Here is a 19,536-nt window from a genome sequence, read left to right on the forward strand (position 1 = left end):
TTAAGCTGTTTTTACTTTTAGACGTTTCATTCTTTTCTTCACATTTCCTTGAACTACATAGTGATCAATTGTTGGTGCAAATACGTTCATTAATAAGATCGCTAAGAAAACACCTTCTGGATATGCTGGGTTGAATACACGAATCATTATTGATATGAAACCAATTAAGAAACCGTAAATCCACTTTCCTTTGTTTGTTTGTGCCGCAGTTACGGGATCAGTTGCCATATACACGGCTCCAAATAAAATACTTCCTATGATTAAATGTTGCCAGAAAGGAACGCTCATTAATCCGAAAAATTTGCTCGTTTCTGGAATCCATCCTGCATCTACAACTCCGTTAAAAATTAATCCCATTGTTAAAGCACCTACTAACGTACTTAGCATAATTCTCCAACTTCCTACTTTCGTAAAGATTAAGAATAATGCTCCAATGATGATTAAGAATTTTGAAGTTTCACCAACAGAACCTGGTATTAATCCCCAAAACATGTCTGAATATGAATATAATTCTGCGGCTCTGTCACCATATGTAGTTACAATTTCCGATCCGCCGTTAGTGCCAGCAATCGTTAATTCTTGTCCTGCTTTTGCGTAATATCCTAAAACTGTTTCTCCTGAAATTGCATCTGGCGTTCCAGCACGTTCAACAGCTCCATGAACCCAAACTTTATCTCCAGACATCCACGTTGGATATGCAAAGAATAAGAAAGCTCTAATGGTTAAGGCAGGATTTAAGATGTTCATTCCTGTTCCTCCAAATACTTCTTTTCCAATTACAACTCCAAAAATTACAGCTACTGCTAACATCCATAACGGAATATCAACTGGAACTATTAATGGAACTAACATTCCTGTTACTAAGTATCCTTCTTCTACTTCATGATTTTTAATCACAGCAAATAAGAACTCCACAGCCAATCCGACTCCATAAGATATAACTACCAATGGCAACACTTTCCATGCGCCAATTAACAAGTTATCTAGTGTCCAAAATGAACCTCCTAAAAATCCGCTAGCTGCTTCAATTTGACCTAAAGCAAGATAATGTTGGTAACCTGCATTGAACATTCCGTAAATTAAACATGGAACTAAAGCCATGATTACAGTGTTCATCGTACGCTTCAAATCGTCTGCCGCTTTAATGTGCGTTCCGTTGTGCGTAGTTTCGTTAGGTAAGTATAAAAACGTATGCAATGCATTGAACGCAGGCGCCATTTTGGTTCCTTTATACTTTTCTTTTAAATTATGTAATTTACTTTTTAAGCTCATAGTGTTATCCTATTTCTTTAAGCATTAAGTCTAAACCTTCTCTAATAATTTTCTGATGTGGTTGTTTTGACACACATACAAATTCTGTCAATGCAAAATCTTCTGGAGCAACTTCGTACATTCCTAAAGCTTCCATTTCATCTAAATCTGCATACATACACGCTTTTAGTATTTGCATCGGATAAATATCTAATGGAAATACTTCTTCGTACGTTCCTGTAGTAACAAATGCACGATGTTCACCGTTTGTATTTGTATTTAGATCGTATTTTTTATTTGGCTTTAACCAAGAGAATGTAAGCGCTCTTGACACACTTACTTTATTGAAGATTGGCTTGTTCCAACCAAAGAATTCGTAATCGTCTCCTTCTGGAATTGCCGTTACTTGATTGTCATAATATCCTAAAAACCCTTCTTCTCCTTGTTGCTTACCACTCAATACGTTTCCGCTAATAATTCGCGTGTTTTCCATATTGATGTTCCCAGCAACTAAATTTTTGATAGAAGCGCCAGCAATTGCTGTAACGTATGTTGGATTTGTAATTTGAGAACCTGTAATTGCAATTGTTCGTGTAGCGTTAAATTTACCCGTAAGTAAAAGTTCACCAATGATTACTAAATCTTGCGCAGCTACTGTCCAAACAACTTCTCCTTTGTTAACAGGATTAATTTTGTTGATATGTGTTCCAACGTTTCCTGAAGGATGCGGTCCTGAAACCGTATGTGATTGTGTTCCTGTAACATTTGCTAACGGAGAGTTTCCGCCTTTTTTTGTTGCTACATGTACATTTCCTTCTGTTAGTTTTGTCAATGCTGTTAATGCCGCTTGCAATTCCATTTCTTTTCCAGCCAATACATAATCGTAGTCTGCCGCTAAAGGAGCACTGTTGTATCCTGAAACAAAAATTGCTTTGGGTGATTTGCTCGGGTCAGCAATAACATCATATGGACGTTGTTTGATAAATGGCCAACAACCTGTAGCTAACAAATGGGCTTTTACTTCGTCACCAGACATTTTCCCAGCATCTTTCTTGCCAAAATCGTGTTGTTCTTGAGTTGCAGTTGCTGAAATTTTAATTTCTAAAATTTTTCGCTTTGCTCCTCTAACGATTTCTGCAATTTCTCCACTAACGGGAGAAGGAAATAATAATGCTTCGTCTGATTTAGAATGAAATAGTGCCTCACCGGCTTTAATTTTATGACCAACCTTCACTAACAACTTAGGAATTATTCCGTGAAAATCTTCTGGCTTTATCACATAAACACTACTCGCTTTCGCTGCAATCGTAGTCGTTTCTGCTTCGCCAACAAGCTTAATATCTAAGCCTTTTTTTATGCGAATGTCTTTTGACATAGTTATGGATTTTTTTCTAAAAAACATGCAAATTTAAGCATTTATACACTCATCTAAAAACAAGTACTTAACTATAAAATTATTTATACTAATTCTAAATTAGAGTTTTCACTACTCCTTTTACAGCCATTATCTACGGAATCCTGTTTAGGCATGCATTTTGCGTATCTTTGTAAAAATCAAATTCAATGATGCTTCGTAATTTTTACATTTTTATTTTTCTGTTGAGCTTTTCATTTTCTGCAAATGCACAAGTTGAACCTTTGAAAGAAGTTGCTCCACCCAGTTTTATTAAAAGTATTATTTTATCGGGATCAAATGATGGCGATCAGTTTCCTGTATTGAAATTAGGAGATCCATTACGTATTACATTTGATGATGTGAATGGTGATGAAGTAGATTATTATTATAAAATTGTGCATTGCAATTACGATTGGACACCTTCAAACCTATCGAAAGCACAATACATGCGAGGTTTTGACAATCAGCGTATTATTAATTATGAAAATTCATTCAACACATTACAACTCTATTCTAATTACAGATTAACGATTCCAAATAATTTCACAACACTCTTACTTACTGGAAATTACATGCTTTCTATTTATAATGATGATGACGAATTGATGTTTTCGAGAAAGTTTATAGTGTATCAAAATGCTGTAAACGTAAGTGCGGCAGTACATAGAACACGTGATCTTTCTACTATTGATAAAGATCAATTGATTCAGTTTGAGATCAATTCGCCAAATTTATTTTTAAGAAATCCTGAACGTGAAGTAAAGGTTGCTATTTTACAAAATTACCAATGGAATAGAGCTATTATGAATATTAAACCTCAATACACATTGGGTTCAAAGCTAATGTATCGTTACAATACAGAAACGAGTTTTAGAGGTGGAAATGAGTTTTTTAATTTTGATAATAAAGAAATTAGAGGCGGAAATATTAGCATAGCTCGAATTGAATTACGAGATGTGTATCACAATTTTCTACATACCAATGCCACACGCGCAAACGAACCATATACCTTTAATCCGGATGTGAATGGTAATTTTTTAATAAATACAATTCAGGGTAACGATCCTTCTATTGAAGCAGATTATGCCAAAATACATTTTTCACTCAATAATTATATGAAATTGGATGGAAGTAAAGTATATGTGTACGGACGTTTTAATAATTATGCTTTAACAGAAGATAATCAGTTGTTTTATAATGCTGAAACAGATTTGTACGAAGCTGAAATTTTGCTAAAACAAGGATTTTACAACTATAAGTATGTAGTGCTTACTAGTAAGAACGAATTGCAGCATGCAAAAATTAGTGGTTCGTATTTTCAAACAGAAAACGATTATTTAATCATTGTGTATTTTAGAAAGTTTGGTGAAGTATATGATAGTATTATTGGAATTGGCACTACAAATTCGAGTGTAATTAAGAATTAAAACACAAATTATCTTACAAATACGTTAAAATTTCAGTTGGCTTTAAGAGAATAATTATAAAATTCGTATTTTTGAGAGTATTGCATTTATAACCACAATTTGCAGTTACCTTATATCGAAATGATTCAACAAGTAACCAGAGGTATTAAAATTTCAGTAAAAACTAGCTTTGAAGGCACTTTTTACAAAAACTACAAAATGCATTTCGCATTTGGTTACGAAATTACGATTGAAAATCAAAGTAAAGATTCTGTCCAATTAACTTCAAGACATTGGCAAATTTTTGATGCTTTAAATAGCATTGAAATTGTTGACGGCGAAGGCGTTATCGGCAAAAAACCTGTATTAAAACCAGGCGAATCACATACGTATCAATCGGGTTGCTTGCTTTCGTCACCAATTGGTGCCATGCGCGGTCATTATAATATGGTCAATTTCACAACGACTAAGAAATTCAGAGTTTTTATACCTACTTTTAAGTTGAGCGCGCCTTTTGCGTTGAATTAATCTTTAGTCTTACGTTACGGAAATAGTTTTTTTGCTCTTTTCTCCATTTCAGCCGCAATGACACGTCCATCTTCATCTTGCTCTTTAAGTTTGTTTATGATATTTTGATAGCTTTCAGCATCTCTATCTTGACTTAATTTAAAAATAGTATCTATTTCTTTTATTTCAATTTCAAACGCTACAATTGCGCCCATGGCTCTTTGTTTGAATGCTAAAGGTAAATTATCAAAAACAGTCGGCGACTCTTCATTTTGATCTTCAAAATACAACGATGTCATTCTAAGCACATCTTCCAACTCGTTATCTCCTAAAAATTTCACAATTCCTTTTACATGCACACTCATATAATTCCAAGTAGAAGCAATATTCGGATTGCTATACCAACTACCACTAACATAGGTGTGTTTGCCCGTAAAAACGGCTAGTACATTTTCATTGTGCAAAAAAGCTTTGTGATGATCGGTGTTTTTCATAATATGTCCTCTCAACACTTCTTTACCATTTTTCTCTTCAATAAAAACTGGTACTTGTGTCGCAATAGGTTTATTTTCTATATCGCATCCTGTTAAGAAAGCAAAAGGATATTGCCCAATAAATTCTCTAATTATTTGCTCATCATGTTCTTTGTAATACGGGAGATTGTACATTTTTTGTATGTGTTGTAAGCGTTTTAGTTTTAGTTTTAAAATTTTTCTACAGGATTAATACCTTCGTAAAACTATTCAAAATCTAATACATTTTCAGCTTGAATTAGATATATTAAAGCATCAATTTTTTTATACATTTTACTAAAAAAGATGCGTTGTTCTTTTTTTCCTGCACTTGATAATAATTTAGAATTCCGCATTTGTCGTTGCAAATGTTTATCAACTTGCAATAAAGTTTGCGTATCGCTTGTTTTGTAATACGATAGAATTGTATATGGCACAAACAACATTTTCATCATTGACGTTTTTACCAACACCGTATTATTCATCAACAATAATTCATTATAAAATAGCTGATAGTTTGCATCGTTTGCCACTTTATTTTCAATCGTTTCCACCAATTCTTTCAAATCATCACATAATTTGATAGCCAAATCACTAGTAAGCAATGTTGATTTGTAATAGAAATGAATTTGCTTTAGCGTGCTGTTAATGGTTGTAATATCCCAAATTTCGGTGACTTTTAAATTTGCGTACAATTCGCCCAAGCGTGAAGCGGCACTTACTAAAGAAACTGAAGGCGCAAAGTTTTCAAAGGCAATAACGTTGTTTTCTTCACTCAATAACTGTAGCCAAACATACATTTTAAAACGTGATAATAAATTGTCTGATGCGGTATAAAAAATTGGCAAATCTTTTGCAGAGTAAATGATCTCAGAATCTTCCATTGCCAAGATTTGCTTCAAGTTTTCATGAGAAGCTTTAAAGTAGGCTTCCAAATCTTCTTGCGAAGTAATCACTTGTGTTTTTTCAACTACAACAACATTTTGCAATCCAATTTCGTACAATTGATCAATAGACATATTGAAATAACGTGACAGTTTGATAGCTTCTTCTAACGATAATTTACTTTTCAAACTTGTTCGTCTGTGCGCAGCATCATAACTTATATCTAACACCTCAGCAACAATATCGATCAAAGAAGCATTTTTGGGTAATTGGCTTTTAATTTTTGACAGAAAAAACTCTTGCATCTTATTTGTGATTTTCACAAAAATAAATATTCCGAATTGCTATTCCTACGATTTATCTTGTAATTATTGCAATACTTTTGATTTAACACATTAAAACTGATTTGATATGAAAAAATTAATACTACTTATCATTACCGCAATATGTTTGAGCAATTGTGCTTCATTCTCCACCAAAATCATTAAAGAACAAATCACAAAACTAGACCGAGAAAATATTCAAAATATTGAAGGAAGTTATGCGCTTTCTTGTTATGACGCTCATTATTTAAGCACCTCTAAAAAGAGAAAGGTTGCACAATATGAGAATCATATTGATGTAGCAACTGTCAATTCTTTTACAAATACAATCATACCCAGAAGAGGTACAGATACAAATTATACTGTTGATATAAAACTATTGTCAGATACAGAAATTCAATTTACATATCGATCAGAAAATGCTATCGTAAATCAAACCACCTTAAGCATGAAACTTCGTAAAAACGGTATGATTCACCTTAAAAATAGAGAAACGAGTACTAAAGGAGTTCCTATGATTTTTGGAAATATATCTGTAGAAAGGTCTAGAATTGGCATCCGAAAAAATAGGGATCTTATTCTAAATAATGTTGAGTTTATTGCTGGTGGATTCCTTATTTTATTTGGGGATGGACGAAGATCGAATACTACATTTTATTTTAAACGAATAATTACTCCATCATAAAAGAGTTTATAACAGATATTACTCAATCAACAACGCATAATCTTCATGAAAACTAAAATAATAAATAGTACCATTTTGTAGAATGTTACAGTATAAGCAGTTTGAATTGTGTATGAATTGATACGGCTCTTGAATGTCAAAAGTAGGATTGTTCACTTTAAAAACACCATCAACATCAATATTTCCATACGGCGCAATTCTGCGAATTCGGTAACTAAATGAGGTAGCTAGAAGCGGATGAATTTCAAACCAAGATCCGCAAGCAATTCCAGGTAGCCATTGCGCATTCTTTGCAATTCCTTGAACATGTTTAGGCTCTAAAGTTCCTGTAAAATTAGGTGAATATCCTTTTAATTGATCAAGAAAACAACGCAATGTTTCTTTTCGGGAAGTTGATGTAAATATTCCAATGCCTTTTTCTGTAACTTCATATATATCTGTTTGTGTACTTGCCAATACAACATTTCCAACTGTACTTGGAGTAAACCATGTTGATTTTTTCAACGCTTTCCGAACGCGATTATCTGTTAAAGAAGCTATTAAAGTTGCTGTAACAAAGCGAGCACAATTGCAAGAATCTTTTTTGAAAGCCGCATAATACATAGAACCGCGACGTTGCATTATGGCAATATGCTCTAATGCTTTTTCGTAATTTACAGCATCACAAACAGAAGCTAACAACTTTCCATCACCATGTGTGAGTTTTGGATGTGTGGCTAAAAATTGTAGAATTTCATCAAGATTGGTAATTTTTCCACGAACAATATTCGCTTTCAAAGGAAAATCGAGTTCTCTGTCTCGCTTTTTCCCTCGAATTCGTCCATGTGGTTCTTTGGTAATATATCTACCAAAATCATGATACGACAAAACGCCTGTCTTGTTATCAATTAATACCAAAGCGGCATGACCTGCGCGCACATATTTTTTCTTTCCAACACCAATAAATCGCAGATACGGAGAATACCATTCGTCTGCGGTCATCACAATAGTATCAGGGTATGCTAGTGTTAGTATTGTACCTGTATTACTCATTCACAACTACTGCTGAATTTAATGAAATTATATTTTCAGAAGCCGCATTAAAATCTTTATATTTCATTGTAACTTCTTCTTGATTTTTCTCTATTTGTGTAATGCTCATCGTTTTTACAACACCTCTATCCAACATTATGTCAATAGTTGCATTACCGATTCCTGCATTTTGATGAAAATCTAATATAGATGTTGCATCAAGCGTATTTTTTTGTTGGAAATCTGCAAACCAATCGCGTCGTAATTGTTTCATTTCTTCAGTATATAATGTTGAAGATGACCAAATATGCGGCGTTGTTAATGGAAGCTTCTGAACGTGTTTCTGAGTTCCATCCCAAACCAATTCAAACAATTGAATTTCTTCATTCCAATCGACAATTACAATTGTAAACGGTTCTATCAAATTAAGATTGTACGATTCAATAGTTTCCTGAATAGTATCAGTTGCCAAAAAATCTTTTACAACAATTCCTCTACTGTGACGGTATTTTGGCAAACGTTTGTAAATTTTAAAACCGCCATTTAACAAACAAACTACGCGTTGTTTTTCACTCATTCCAATCCAAGTTCCGCCTGCAAAGACATCTTTTGGATAGATCATTTTTGTTCCTGTTATTTCATATGTGTCAGGCGATTTTGCAACTCGCATTGGCGATTCATCACGGCTTGATGTCAATACAAATTCTTGATTTTCTTTATAAATAAAACTAACTGTACACATAGAAGACTTGGTCTAACTTTGAGCAAGCAACTTACAAAAATTTTCTGGAGTTATTGCTTAATTATACAAATGTATGTTTTTTCGTAAAATACGACCAATAGAAAGTAATTTTATCAAAAAATGAACTGCTTTTTACGGTACATTTTTTTGTATCTTTGCAACGCAAATTTTTAATCAATACACAATTAAATAAATCACCTATGGGAAAAGGATTTTTTCAAGTTCCAACAGCTATCAATGAACCAGTGAAGTCATACGCACCTGGGAATCCTGAAAGAGCTGCGGTTACGGCACAATACGAAGCATATTTTAATGGAAACGTAGATGTACCAATGTACATTGGTAGTGAAGAGATAAAAACTGGGAATACCAGAACAATGACACCTCCACACGACCATCAACACGTTGTAGGAACGTATCATTTAGCAGAAAAAAAGCATGTAACACAAGCTATTGAAACTGCTTTAGAGGCTAGAGAGAAGTGGGCACAATTAGCGTGGGAACAACGCGCGGCTATCTTTTTAAAGGCTGCTGAATTAATCGCTGGACCGTATAGGGCAAAAATTAATGCCGCAACTATGATTGCACAATCTAAAACTGTGCATCAAGCTGAGATTGACGCCGCTTGTGAGTTGATTGACTTTTTACGTTTTAACGTAGAGTTTATGTCTCAAATTTATGAAGAGCAACCAGATTCAGCAGCAGGTATTTGGAATCGTGTTGAGTACAGACCGTTAGAAGGTTTTGTATATGCAATTACACCTTTTAATTTTACAGCAATTGCTGCAAATTTGCCTGCAAGTGCCGCTATGATGGGTAATACCGTTGTTTGGAAACCAAGTGATCATCAAATTTTTTCTGCAAAAGTAATTGTAGATATTTTTAAAGAAGCTGGTGTACCTGATGGTGTAATTAATGTTGTGTATGGTGATCCTGTGATGATTACAGATACAGTTTTAGACAGTCCAGATTTTGCTGGAGTTCACTTTACAGGTTCAACATATGTATTTAAAGAACTTTGGAAAAAGATTGGAAATAACATTCACAATTATAAAACATACCCAAAAATTGTTGGAGAAACTGGTGGAAAAGATTTCATCGTTGCGCATCCAAGTGCAAATCCTAAGCAAGTTGCTACAGGAATTACACGTGGCGCTTTTGAGTTTCAAGGACAAAAATGTAGTGCCGCTTCTAGAGCCTATTTACCAAAATCAATGGCTGATGAAGTATTAAATTATGTGAAAGAAGATGTTGCTACTTTTAAAATGGGTTCACCTGGCGATTTAGGAAACTATATTACAGCAGTAATTCATGAAGGTTCATTTGATAAATTAGCTAAATATATTGATGAAGCTAAAGAAGCTACGGACGCAGAAGTTATTATTGGTGGAGGTTATGATAAATCGAAAGGATATTTTGTAGAACCTACAGTTATAGTAGCAAAAGACCCAAAATATACAACTATGGAAACGGAATTATTCGGACCAGTTATGACAGTTTATGTATATGACGATGCTGATTGGGCTGAAACATTAAAGTTAGTTGACGAAACTTCTGAATATGCGTTAACAGGAGCTATTTTCTCTCGTTGTCGTTATGCTATTGAAGAAGCTACAAAAGCATTGGAAAACTGTGCTGGAAACTTCTATGTAAATGACAAACCAACTGGAGCTGTTGTAGGACAGCAACCATTTGGAGGTGCCAGAGCTTCAGGAACAAATGACAAAGCCGGTTCTGCTCAAAATTTATTACGTTGGGTTTCTCCACGATTAATAAAAGAAACATTTGTTACTCCAGTAGATTATAGATATCCATTCTTAGGATAATTCTAAAAAATTATATAAACTCAAAAGCCAGTATAAATTTTATACTGGCTTTTCTATTCTTTATAGTAATGTTATTTATGGTTAAAATCAGTTTACGGATTTAACATGGTCCAAAAAAAGTACAACATACGTAATACCCATCTTCATCTTGATGCCATAAATCACTAAGCGCTCCTCCTTTTAATTCTTCAACTTTAAAAGTTGAAACTACTTTTTTGTTTAAGCTAATTTTTTTTAAATTTCTTTTTTTCATGATATATAATTTTAGTTAATACTTTAAAAATACACACTCAAAATCATTTTACGCTACGGTTTTACCGTAAGAAACTTAAAGCCAAATATATGAACAAAAAAAAAGCGACTCTAGTGAGTCGCTTTCTATATATAAGAATTTTAAAAAATTCTAGCCAATTGTAATTATTAGTTTGCTTGGAAATCTCTATCTACTCCTACGTGTCCACCAATAACATTGATAACTTTGTTATCCGAACCTACGATTAAAGCTAAGATTGACATTTCTTGTCTGTTGTTCACTGTAGTTGGAACAGGAATACTAAATATTTGCTCATTCTTAGAACCAGCTGCTGTATTTGCTATAGCATCACCTAATACATTTGTAAGAGAATGTCTTAACGTATGATTGTGCTCATATTGTGGAATTGGATCAGCTCCTCCATAATAACTTGTGTAGTTAGCTTGAGAAGCGATGATTCCATCTTCAAGAATCATCACGACTAATTTAGCACCTGGTGTACTTGTAGCAAATGCAGTGCTTACGTATATATCTACTTCATTTCCTTTTAATAAAGAGTTGATAGATAAACCAGAAGTTGTTGTTCCTGATGCTAAATTTGTAGCTTGTGCAACATTATTTGGCTCTGGGAATGTCCATTCAACATCTCTATTTATGATAGCAGTTGGATATCCTGAAGTAACATATAAGTTATCTAAAGTAACTCCGTAACTATTCTGCATTGGATCACCACTATGTACAGCATTAAAAAATACTCTATCAGATGCATCTTCAACAAGTTCAATAGCGTATCCTACTCTAGGACAATATCCACACCACGTACCTGTGTAATCTTCAATCAATACATTTCTAGCAAATGTTCCTGGCGCAGTTTCGTCAACTACAGGAAGCATAAACGCATCTGATGTTATAGCTTCTTTCGTTGCTACAATTGTAAGATCTCCTGTTGAAGTAGCCATAAAACGACTTCCATCAATTGCCGTTCCATTTACAGAAAGGTTTGTGTCATTTGTAATTGTGTACTCATTTCCTAACGCATCTGTTCCGATAACTTCGAAATCAGCAGTATCTCCTACTTTTAAACTCGTAGAAGTACTTTCAACTCGTAACTCTGTAATAGGACCAGCTGTTACTTCAAGAAAAAATTGCACACTTGTCAATTGCTCATATGTAGCTTTAATTATATACGTTCCTGCCGTATTAGCTGTGTAAGAACTTCCAGTGATAGCTACATTATTTACTAATACTGTAGAACTAGAAGTTACATCAGTTCCGTCATTTCCTTTTACTGTAAAGGTAACCGCGTTCCCTACTTCTACTGAGTTACTACTTGCAGTAACAGTAATTGAAGTAATTGCGGATCCTCCTGGAGTTGGTGTAGTTCCTCCATCACCGTCTGAATCGCTACTACAAGAGTAAACGAACAAAGCTGCAATGGCAACTAAACACTTTAAAATGTTTTTTGTTTTCATAAGACTTTTTTTTTGTTTATAAAGTTTGGTTTGGTGTAATTGGGGTCTAATTTATATTAAATTTTTGTTAAAAAAAAGAAAAATCTAATAAACAGTAGATCAAATAAATAGCCTAGTATACATATAGATAATGTGTAGAAAATGCTAAAAACGAATTATTTTATTTTTCTTGCTTTTTTAACGACAGCTTTTATATATTTACAGCATTCTCACTATTAAACTAAATATTATGAAGTCAATTATGAGTATTGTTGCAGTATTCCTATTCTGCACAATGCAAGCAAATGCACAGAAAAAAATTCCGAATATTACTGTTGAAGAATTGAACGGATCTTCCATTTCCATGGACGAAATCACAAGCGAAAAAGGTGTGAAAATTATTAGCTTTTGGGCTACTTGGTGTGTACCGTGTATTAATGAGTTAGATGCTATTAATGATGTGTACGAAGATTGGAAAGATGAAACTGATGTTGAATTAATTGCAATCGCTACAGATGATTCAAGAACTAAAAAAAGAATCAAACCTTTAATTAATGGTAAAGGATGGGAATACAAAATTCTTCTAGATGAAAACCAAGATTTACAACGCTCTTTAAATATTTCTGTCATTCCTCATGTAATCGTGATTAAAGATGGAAAAATTGTTTGGCGCCATACAGGATATCAGCCTGGTGCCGAAGATCAATTGTATGATGTTGTTAAGAAAAATGCAAAATAATTTTTTCACTTAACCAACCAAAACTAAACTAACTAACACGAATACATGAAAAAATTACTATACTTTTCTTTTGCACTAGCTTTTTCTGTTGGAATTGCACAAGAACAGGATGAAGAAAAAAAGAGAGATTGGGGAACAGTTACGGGAGGATTTGAATCAAATATACAATGGTATAATGACGATACATCACTTGGAAAGTTTGCCGAAGATGAACACTTTAGATCTAACAATTATCTTAAATTAGATTACAATTACGGAAATTGGTTTGCAGGCATACAGGTTGAATCGTATGCTCCAATGCCATTATTAAATTATTCTCCAAAACTAGACGACACAGGCATTGCAACCTATTATGCAATGTACAAAACCAGAAAACTTGAAGTAACCGCAGGTTATTTTTATGAGCAATTTGGAAGTGGACTTATATTAAGAGGATGGGAAAATAGACCTTTAGGTATTAATAATGCTTTTAGAGGTGGAAGAATAAAATATGAACCGTCAAATGCATTAGAATTTACAGCCATGTACGCACAACAACGTGATGGTTTTAAAGTTTCTGATGGAGATATTTTTGGATTTAACTCAGAAATTGACTTAACAAATGCGTTTAGCTTAGAAACTGCTACACTTTCCGCTGGATTAAGTTATGTTGGAAGAAAACAAGACATTCCAGAAGAATTTCAAAATACTGGTTTTGACGAATTGACAAATGCATTTTCTGCAAGAGTAGATTATTCTGGAAACTCTTTCTATTCTGGAATTGAATACATTACCAAAGGAAAAGATATCATTGTAAACTCGCAACGATATATTGAAAATTTTGTAGAACCTGGAAATGCGCTTTTAGTAAATGTTGGATATTCTCAAAAAGGATTAGGAATTGATGCTACTTTTAGACGATTGGAAAACATGAATTTCTTTTCTGAAAGAGAAGCCGCTGGAAATGTTTTCAATGAAAATATCATGAACTATTTACCTGGTTTAACAAAGCAACACGATTATGCATTAACAAACATTTACGTATACCAAGCGCAACCTGCGATTTCTGTTCCAGATCCTTCTTTACTGAAGTTTGGTGAAATTGGAGGACAAATAGATATGTTTTACAACTTCAAAAAAGGAAGTGCATTAGGTGGTAAATACGGAACTAAAATTGCTGTAAATGCTTCATATTGGGCAGGATTAAGAGGAGATTTTAATTTTACAGATAGAGAAGCTGAAATAGAATACTTTGGATTCGGTCAAAAGTACTTTTCTGAATTTAGTTTAGAAGTACGTAAAAAGTGGAATCGTAAATGGCAAAGTATATTTTACTATGTAAACCAATATTACAACCAACGTTTTATTATTGACGAGCGTGGTGTTGTAAACTCAAATATTGCTGTTGTTGAATCAACATATAGAATCAACTCAAAAAGATCTATTCGATTTGAATTACAACATTTATGGACACCAGATGATGATAAAAACTGGGCAGGTGGAACTTTAGAGTTCAACGTAACACCAAGATTGTCATTTTATGCAACTGATATTTACAACTACGGAAACGACGTAGAAGATGAACAAATACATTATTACAATGTTGGAGGTAGTTATGCACGAGGTGCTACAAGACTTGCCTTAAATTACGGAAGACAACGTGGTGGACTTGTATGTGTTGGAGGAGTTTGTCGTTTTGTTCCACAAAGTACAGGATTGACCGTAAATATTACCACCGCATTTTAAAAAGAAACTAAAAATTCTCAATAACCAAACCAACCACAACTAAACACGAAAAATCCCTTGCAAAATTTTGTAAGGGATTTTTAATTTACGGTTTATATTTTAATGGCAAATAGACCACTTTTTTAGTTTCAAAAAATTCTTCTTCAAAATACTCTGGAATTGGAAACAACTTTGCTTTTATAAAATCTTTCAGCTCTTCGGTTAAATCGCCACCTTTTAAATACAAGATTCCGTTTTTAAGTTCGTGATTTTGTTTTTTTGCTACTTTTTTTCGAACCCATTTTACAAAATCGGGCATATTTGTTACGGCTCTACTTACAATAAAATCGAATTCACCTTTTACTTTTTCAGCGCGCATGTGATGTGCCGAAACATTTGTCAATCCAATACGATCAGCAACAGCTTGTACTACTTTTATCTTTTTCCCAATAGCATCAACCAAAACAAATTGAACTTCTGGAAATAATATTGCCAATGGAATTCCTGGAAATCCACCACCAGTTCCAACATCTAAAATTCGTGAACCTGCAGTAAACGGTTGCACTTTAGCAATTGCCAATCCATGCAACACGTGTCGTATATATAATTCGTCTATATCTTTTCGTGAAATAACATTAATTTGCGCATTCCATTCTTTATATAAAGCTTCCAATTGACCAAATTGCTCAATTTGTTCATCAGTTAAATCAGTAAAATATTTTTGTATAATCTCCATATCTGAGACAAAACTAATCTTTATTTACGATTATGTAAATTTATTATTTTCAAATTACGATATTTGCAATATCAAGTAACATATTTCGTTACCTTTTTAAAGATTAAATAGTTCCTCCATGACGCATCAAAATGTTGATCAAGAAATTAAAGACGCTCTAAGTAATTGGAAGTCTATCATTGCAAAATATAAGAAAAAAAGTACTAAAAAAGCTATTGGACAAATGGCTTCTTCTTTTTTACCATTCATTGCCGTTTGGGTTTTAATGTATTTTACGCTTGAGTTCTCGCTTATTCTCACCTTTCTATTAGGAATCGTAAATGCTTTCTTTTTAGTTCGAATTTTTATCATTCAACATGATTGCGGACACAATTCATTTATCAAATCGAAAAAAGCAAGCGACACCATTGGATACATTTGTAGTGTATTTAGTTTTTTACCTTTTAAATATTGGGCAGAAACACATACATTTCATCATGGACATAATGGACAATTAGAAGAAAACATTAGGCAAGTTGGTGATTTACCAACATTAACGGTTGAAGAATTTAGAGCTAAAAATTGGTGGGGAAAGTTTAAATATAAAGTATTTAGAAGCCCAATTGTAATTTTTGTAATTGCGCCAGTATACTATTTAATCATTACCACAAAATATCCTTTTTTAACATTTAATAACTGGAGAAGAACTACGTATCTTTTATTAAAAGATAATATTGTCATCATAGTTCCGTATGTAATTATTGGCTATTTAACAGGTTGGGCAAGCTTTTTTGCAGTTCAATTTATCATTTTATTTTTCTTCGGAATTATTGCTTTTTGGTTTTTCTACATTCAGCATCAACATGAATTTTCATATAAAAAGTGGAAAAAAGATTGGGATTTTGTACTATCAGCAATCAAAGGAAGTTCGTATTTAAAGCTACCAAAAATCATGGAATGGTTTACAGGACATATTGGAATTCATCACATTCATCACTTAAATAGTAGAATTCCAAACTACAACTTAAAAAAGTGCTTTACCGAAAATAAAATCTTATCAAAATACGTAACAACTTTATCGTTTAAAGATGGCATGAAAATGATGTTCCACAAATTGTGGGATGAAGACCAGCAACGTATGATTACGTTTAGAGAATACTATAAACTAGAAAAGATGCGCTTTTCGAGCTAAGTCAAAAAAATATATAATTTTAAAAAAGTCTACTTTTATGTAGGCTTTTTTTTATGCTAAATAGTATATAAAATAATTAAAACAATAATTGCAACAATCGCGGAAGCTACACAAAGTATAAAACCTGCATCTGCAAGTTTAGCTCTATACTTTCGAATAGAACTTAAAAAACCAGCATACAAAACAACATACAAAGCTCCTAATACAATTGCTCCGACATAATCATACATACCGTCGCAAATTTGCATAACGTGAACTACAGAAACCGCATGTGCAAACATAAAGATGCTCATCAATGCAATGGCAGATGGTAATCGCAAATCTTTTTTTGAGATAAATAACGTGTAGAAAAACTCATAAAACGAACTAGGAACCACAGTTCGTGAAATATAATGCAACTTATTAAACGCTATTTCTTCATCTGAAACTTCTTCTGGAAAAGGCACATATCCAGTTTTGTAATTTTCAGCCAGAAAATGATTTTTGTATAAATAATCATCAATTTTTCTTCTTTTGGTGATATAATCAATAAACTTGGAGCCAATCAAAGCAAACACGCCTAACAAACCAAAAATAATTCCTAAATGATATCCTAACGGCGTAATTTCAGAAACTAAGAAATTAAAGCTTTCAGGTGGTTTTTTGTAGTAAATAGCTCCAATAGCACTCATCAAAATTAAAAGAAATACCAAGCGATCGAGTCGTTTCTTTGTTTCAGAAACCTGAATTGTTACAGTTTCCACAAAATACTCTTCTGAGTTCAACTTTTCTTCGTTTTGCATTTCTTATTGTTATTATTGATAACTATTTTTTGTCCTTAGCCAAAAATAACTAATTTCGCACAATTCAGTTATTTAAATACAGATTAAACACAACATAACAATGGCACTATTATCTGAGCGCGTATTAAACATGGCTACATCTGCTACATTAGCAATGGCGGCAAAAGCTAGAGAGCTAAGAAATGAAGGGAAAAACATTATTGGTTTAAGTTTGGGTGAACCAGACTTTAACACTCCTGATTTTATCAAAGATGCGGCAATTAAAGCAATTAATGACAACTACAATAGTTACACTCCTGTAGATGGGTATGCTGAATTGAAAAAAGCCATTATCAATAAATTTAAGCGTGACAATCAATTAAGCTATGAAGCTTCACAAATTGTAGTTTCAACAGGCGCAAAACAATCGCTAGCAAATATTGCAATGGTGTTACTAAATGATGGTGATGAAGTAATTCTTCCCGCTCCTTTTTGGGTAAGTTATAGTGATATTGTAAAACTTGCGGAAGGTGTTCCTGTACAGGTTGCAACGTCTATTGAAACAGATTTCAAAATGACACCTGAACAGTTAGAAGCCGCCATTACTCCAAAAACTAAAATGATTTGGTTTAGCTCACCTTGTAATCCAAGCGGTTCGGTATATAGCGAAGCTGAATTACGAGCGTTGGCTACCGTTTTAGAAAAACACCCAAATATCTATGTCGTTTCTGATGAAATTTACGAACACATCAATTTTACAAAAGAACATTTCAGTATTGCAAGAATTCCGTCAATGTATGATAGAACAATAACCGTAAATGGTGTTTCTAAAGCATTTGCTATGACTGGATGGCGTATTGGATATATTGGTGCTCCAACTGCAATTGCGAGAGCGTGCAATAAAATTCAAGGGCAAATAACAAGTGGTGCAAATTGTATTGCGCAACGTGCAACCATTGTTGCTTTGGAAGCTTCTAAAGATAAAATTCAATACATGATAGATGAGTTTTTAAAACGAAGAGATCTTGTTTTAGAACTTTTAAGAGACATTGAAGGATTTAACGTAAATACACCTGAAGGTGCTTTTTATGTATTCCCAGATATATCTTCATACTTTGGAAAAACATTACAAGGAACAACTATTAACAATGCTACAGATTTTTCAATGTATTTGTTAGAAAAAGCAAATGTTGCTACGGTAACTGGAGTTGCTTTTGGAAATCCAAACTGTATTCGTATTTCGTATGCGGCTTCTGAAGAAGAACTGAGAACTGCAATTCAGCAAATTAAAGATGTGCTTTAAAAAATAAGCTTACGTTATATACAAAAAGCTGTTTTCTTTGAGAGGAAAACAGCTTTTTTTTAGTTCGATAAACTAAAAGGATTTTTCACTTTTTTTCACATTACCCAAAAGTAACATGAAGAAATTTGATAAAACAAAAGGCGTTTGATAAGGACGCCTTTCGTTTTAATTGAGACTAACTATATAATATTAAGTATTAAAAGTGAAATCGTTAAAATGATACCACTAGATAAAATAATGGTATTTGGGAACTTGCGTTCATATCGCCAAAAAAACTCTTTAATTCCAAAGAACAAAAATAAATTGAAGGCATAAAAGATAACAACGCAATAATTTAAATCGATACCGAACAACGTTCTTGATAGTGGCGCTTCTGCTGAAACGTCCATATTTGTAAAGATCATAACTACGGTACTTGTTAGTAAAAGTATACTTGCTAACAAACAAAATTCCAGAAAGTTAAATGTTTTTCGCATTGTGTTTTAATCTCTTTTTTTACTGATGTAAAGATGCTTAAAACATTTGAAGTTAAAAAACCCTTTTGCAGGGGATTTTTCCCCTTTTTTTAAAACGATTTATACGAAAGCGATGACATACGCAATCACAAATACTGAAATTTTTAGAATGGTTCCTGTTACAGAAGTCAATTGGTATTGATTTGTTTTAACGCGTTGTTTTAAACCGAATAATGAACGTCCAGTTAATTTATCAAAACCTGATTGAATTTGTTGTTTGTAACGTGACGTTAATAAACCTCTGTGAAAGTCATTTGTATCTTCTTGATACGTTTCAATAGGAATTGAATTTACGTGTAATTGATGTGTAGTTTTCATAATATTGCTTTTTGATTGATTTACACATATATGACGTATCA

The 19,536-nt window shown here is 33.2% G+C and carries 19 protein-coding genes; 8 read left to right on the top strand and 11 right to left on the bottom strand.

The window, feature by feature from the left end:
• Together ACQ654_RS08445 and ACQ654_RS08450 are read right to left on the bottom strand one after the other, a co-directional pair.
• Positions 1–1,272, bottom strand: a complete 1,272-nt coding sequence (locus ACQ654_RS08445) for an NADH:ubiquinone reductase (Na(+)-transporting) subunit B (protein ID WP_430409882.1) — start codon at positions 1,270–1,272, stop codon at positions 1–3.
• A 4-nt stretch (positions 1,273–1,276) separates the two neighbouring features.
• Positions 1,277–2,626, bottom strand: a complete 1,350-nt coding sequence (locus tag ACQ654_RS08450) for a Na(+)-translocating NADH-quinone reductase subunit A (protein WP_430409884.1) — start codon at positions 2,624–2,626, stop codon at positions 1,277–1,279.
• Positions 2,627–2,814: 188 nt separating this feature from the next.
• On the opposite strand from ACQ654_RS08450, the gene ACQ654_RS08455 reads away from it, so the two are divergent.
• Together ACQ654_RS08455 and apaG are read left to right on the top strand one after the other, a co-directional pair.
• Positions 2,815–4,074: a DUF5103 domain-containing protein gene (locus ACQ654_RS08455; RefSeq protein WP_430409885.1), complete on the top strand. Its 1,260-nt coding sequence runs from the start codon at positions 2,815–2,817 to the stop codon at positions 4,072–4,074.
• A 120-nt stretch (positions 4,075–4,194) separates the two neighbouring features.
• Positions 4,195–4,581 carry a Co2+/Mg2+ efflux protein ApaG gene (gene apaG / locus ACQ654_RS08460; RefSeq protein WP_430409886.1) on the top strand — a complete coding sequence of 129 codons (387 nt, stop codon included), beginning with the start codon at positions 4,195–4,197 and terminating at the stop codon, positions 4,579–4,581.
• 14 nt (positions 4,582–4,595) lie between these two features.
• Here apaG and ACQ654_RS08465 read toward each other — a convergent pair whose 3' ends face one another.
• Both ACQ654_RS08465 and ACQ654_RS08470 read right to left on the bottom strand, forming a co-directional pair.
• Positions 4,596–5,228 (bottom strand): FMN-binding negative transcriptional regulator, encoded by a 633-nt coding sequence (locus ACQ654_RS08465; RefSeq protein ID WP_430409887.1) that lies wholly within the window; start codon positions 5,226–5,228, stop codon positions 4,596–4,598.
• A 71-nt stretch (positions 5,229–5,299) separates the two neighbouring features.
• A complete protein-coding gene (locus ACQ654_RS08470; protein ID WP_430409888.1) occupies positions 5,300–6,262 on the bottom strand; it encodes a hypothetical protein in 963 nt (320 codons plus the stop codon).
• Between the two features lie 106 nt (positions 6,263–6,368).
• Here ACQ654_RS08470 and ACQ654_RS08475 point away from each other — a divergent pair, with 106 nt between their 5' ends.
• The gene (locus ACQ654_RS08475) at positions 6,369–6,965 is read left to right on the top strand and encodes a hypothetical protein (protein ID WP_430409889.1); all 597 of its coding nucleotides are present in this window, start codon (positions 6,369–6,371) and stop codon (positions 6,963–6,965) included.
• A gap of 18 nt (positions 6,966–6,983) precedes the next feature.
• Here ACQ654_RS08475 and ACQ654_RS08480 read toward each other — a convergent pair whose 3' ends face one another.
• Both ACQ654_RS08480 and ACQ654_RS08485 read right to left on the bottom strand, forming a co-directional pair.
• Entirely contained in the window at positions 6,984–7,997 is a 1,014-nt protein-coding gene (locus tag ACQ654_RS08480; protein WP_430409890.1) for a DUF6695 family protein, read from the bottom strand.
• Entirely contained in the window at positions 7,990–8,718 is a 729-nt protein-coding gene (locus ACQ654_RS08485) for an NRDE family protein (protein ID WP_430409891.1), read from the bottom strand. Before ACQ654_RS08485 ends, ACQ654_RS08480 begins: the two co-directional genes overlap by 8 nt.
• Before the next feature lie 200 nt (positions 8,719–8,918).
• Here ACQ654_RS08485 and pruA point away from each other — a divergent pair, with 200 nt between their 5' ends.
• Complete coding sequence (gene pruA / locus ACQ654_RS08490) at positions 8,919–10,544, top strand: L-glutamate gamma-semialdehyde dehydrogenase (protein ID WP_430409892.1); 1,626 nt, start codon at positions 8,919–8,921, stop codon at positions 10,542–10,544.
• A 100-nt stretch (positions 10,545–10,644) separates the two neighbouring features.
• Here the strand turns inward: pruA and ACQ654_RS08495 are convergent, their stop codons facing one another.
• Both ACQ654_RS08495 and ACQ654_RS08500 read right to left on the bottom strand, forming a co-directional pair.
• Complete coding sequence (locus ACQ654_RS08495) at positions 10,645–10,797, bottom strand: hypothetical protein (RefSeq protein ID WP_430409893.1); 153 nt, start codon at positions 10,795–10,797, stop codon at positions 10,645–10,647.
• Positions 10,798–10,964: 167 nt separating this feature from the next.
• Positions 10,965–12,269, bottom strand: coding sequence for an Omp28-related outer membrane protein (locus ACQ654_RS08500; RefSeq protein ID WP_430409894.1), 1,305 nt, complete (start codon positions 12,267–12,269; stop codon positions 10,965–10,967).
• A 229-nt stretch (positions 12,270–12,498) separates the two neighbouring features.
• Between ACQ654_RS08500 and ACQ654_RS08505 the strand changes: the two genes are divergently transcribed.
• Positions 12,499–12,987 (top strand): TlpA family protein disulfide reductase, encoded by a 489-nt coding sequence (locus ACQ654_RS08505; RefSeq protein ID WP_430409895.1) that lies wholly within the window; start codon positions 12,499–12,501, stop codon positions 12,985–12,987.
• A 45-nt stretch (positions 12,988–13,032) separates the two neighbouring features.
• Positions 13,033–14,712: a DUF6029 family protein gene (locus ACQ654_RS08510; RefSeq protein WP_430409896.1), complete on the top strand. Its 1,680-nt coding sequence runs from the start codon at positions 13,033–13,035 to the stop codon at positions 14,710–14,712.
• An 85-nt stretch (positions 14,713–14,797) separates the two neighbouring features.
• Here the strand turns inward: ACQ654_RS08510 and rsmG are convergent, their stop codons facing one another.
• Positions 14,798–15,427, bottom strand: coding sequence for a 16S rRNA (guanine(527)-N(7))-methyltransferase RsmG (rsmG, locus tag ACQ654_RS08515; RefSeq protein WP_430409897.1), 630 nt, complete (start codon positions 15,425–15,427; stop codon positions 14,798–14,800).
• 118 nt (positions 15,428–15,545) lie between these two features.
• Between rsmG and ACQ654_RS08520 the strand changes: the two genes are divergently transcribed.
• Complete coding sequence (locus ACQ654_RS08520; RefSeq protein ID WP_430409898.1) at positions 15,546–16,598, top strand: fatty acid desaturase; 1,053 nt, start codon at positions 15,546–15,548, stop codon at positions 16,596–16,598.
• Between the two features lie 56 nt (positions 16,599–16,654).
• On the opposite strand, the gene ACQ654_RS08525 is transcribed toward ACQ654_RS08520, so the two are convergent.
• A complete protein-coding gene (locus ACQ654_RS08525) occupies positions 16,655–17,380 on the bottom strand; it encodes a hypothetical protein (RefSeq protein WP_430409899.1) in 726 nt (241 codons plus the stop codon).
• Between the two features lie 100 nt (positions 17,381–17,480).
• Between ACQ654_RS08525 and ACQ654_RS08530 the strand changes: the two genes are divergently transcribed.
• Positions 17,481–18,662, top strand: a complete 1,182-nt coding sequence (locus ACQ654_RS08530; protein ID WP_430409900.1) for a pyridoxal phosphate-dependent aminotransferase — start codon at positions 17,481–17,483, stop codon at positions 18,660–18,662.
• Positions 18,663–19,237: 575 nt separating this feature from the next.
• On the opposite strand, the gene ACQ654_RS08535 is transcribed toward ACQ654_RS08530, so the two are convergent.
• The gene (locus ACQ654_RS08535) at positions 19,238–19,495 is read right to left on the bottom strand and encodes a hypothetical protein (protein ID WP_430409901.1); all 258 of its coding nucleotides are present in this window, start codon (positions 19,493–19,495) and stop codon (positions 19,238–19,240) included.
• Between the last annotated feature and the right edge of the window lie 41 nt (positions 19,496–19,536).

The organism is Kordia sp., from assembly GCF_965283645.1.
Taxonomy (GTDB): Bacteria; Bacteroidota; Bacteroidia; order Flavobacteriales; family Flavobacteriaceae; genus Kordia.

What these genes read in the sequence shown, in the direction of transcription:
- ACQ654_RS08495 (WP_430409893.1), bottom strand. Translation starts at nt 10,797, where the DNA reads ATGAAAAAAAGAAATTTAAAAAAAATTAGCTTAAACAAAAAAGTAGTT.
- ACQ654_RS08480 (WP_430409890.1), bottom strand. Translation starts at nt 7,997, where the DNA reads ATGAGTAATACAGGTACAATACTAACACTAGCATACCCTGATACTATT.
- ACQ654_RS08525 (WP_430409899.1), bottom strand. Translation starts at nt 17,380, where the DNA reads ATGCAAAACGAAGAAAAGTTGAACTCAGAAGAGTATTTTGTGGAAACT.
- ACQ654_RS08470 (WP_430409888.1), bottom strand. Translation starts at nt 6,262, where the DNA reads ATGCAAGAGTTTTTTCTGTCAAAAATTAAAAGCCAATTACCCAAAAAT.
- apaG (WP_430409886.1), top strand. Translation starts at nt 4,195, where the DNA reads ATGATTCAACAAGTAACCAGAGGTATTAAAATTTCAGTAAAAACTAGC.
- pruA (WP_430409892.1), top strand. Translation starts at nt 8,919, where the DNA reads ATGGGAAAAGGATTTTTTCAAGTTCCAACAGCTATCAATGAACCAGTG.
- ACQ654_RS08530 (WP_430409900.1), top strand. Translation starts at nt 17,481, where the DNA reads ATGGCACTATTATCTGAGCGCGTATTAAACATGGCTACATCTGCTACA.
- ACQ654_RS08475 (WP_430409889.1), top strand. Translation starts at nt 6,369, where the DNA reads ATGAAAAAATTAATACTACTTATCATTACCGCAATATGTTTGAGCAAT.
- ACQ654_RS08510 (WP_430409896.1), top strand. Translation starts at nt 13,033, where the DNA reads ATGAAAAAATTACTATACTTTTCTTTTGCACTAGCTTTTTCTGTTGGA.
- ACQ654_RS08485 (WP_430409891.1), bottom strand. Translation starts at nt 8,718, where the DNA reads ATGTGTACAGTTAGTTTTATTTATAAAGAAAATCAAGAATTTGTATTG.
- ACQ654_RS08520 (WP_430409898.1), top strand. Translation starts at nt 15,546, where the DNA reads ATGACGCATCAAAATGTTGATCAAGAAATTAAAGACGCTCTAAGTAAT.
- ACQ654_RS08445 (WP_430409882.1), bottom strand. Translation starts at nt 1,272, where the DNA reads ATGAGCTTAAAAAGTAAATTACATAATTTAAAAGAAAAGTATAAAGGA.
- ACQ654_RS08505 (WP_430409895.1), top strand. Translation starts at nt 12,499, where the DNA reads ATGAAGTCAATTATGAGTATTGTTGCAGTATTCCTATTCTGCACAATG.
- ACQ654_RS08450 (WP_430409884.1), bottom strand. Translation starts at nt 2,626, where the DNA reads ATGTCAAAAGACATTCGCATAAAAAAAGGCTTAGATATTAAGCTTGTT.
- ACQ654_RS08455 (WP_430409885.1), top strand. Translation starts at nt 2,815, where the DNA reads ATGATGCTTCGTAATTTTTACATTTTTATTTTTCTGTTGAGCTTTTCA.
- ACQ654_RS08535 (WP_430409901.1), bottom strand. Translation starts at nt 19,495, where the DNA reads ATGAAAACTACACATCAATTACACGTAAATTCAATTCCTATTGAAACG.
- rsmG (WP_430409897.1), bottom strand. Translation starts at nt 15,427, where the DNA reads ATGGAGATTATACAAAAATATTTTACTGATTTAACTGATGAACAAATT.
- ACQ654_RS08500 (WP_430409894.1), bottom strand. Translation starts at nt 12,269, where the DNA reads ATGAAAACAAAAAACATTTTAAAGTGTTTAGTTGCCATTGCAGCTTTG.
- ACQ654_RS08465 (WP_430409887.1), bottom strand. Translation starts at nt 5,228, where the DNA reads ATGTACAATCTCCCGTATTACAAAGAACATGATGAGCAAATAATTAGA.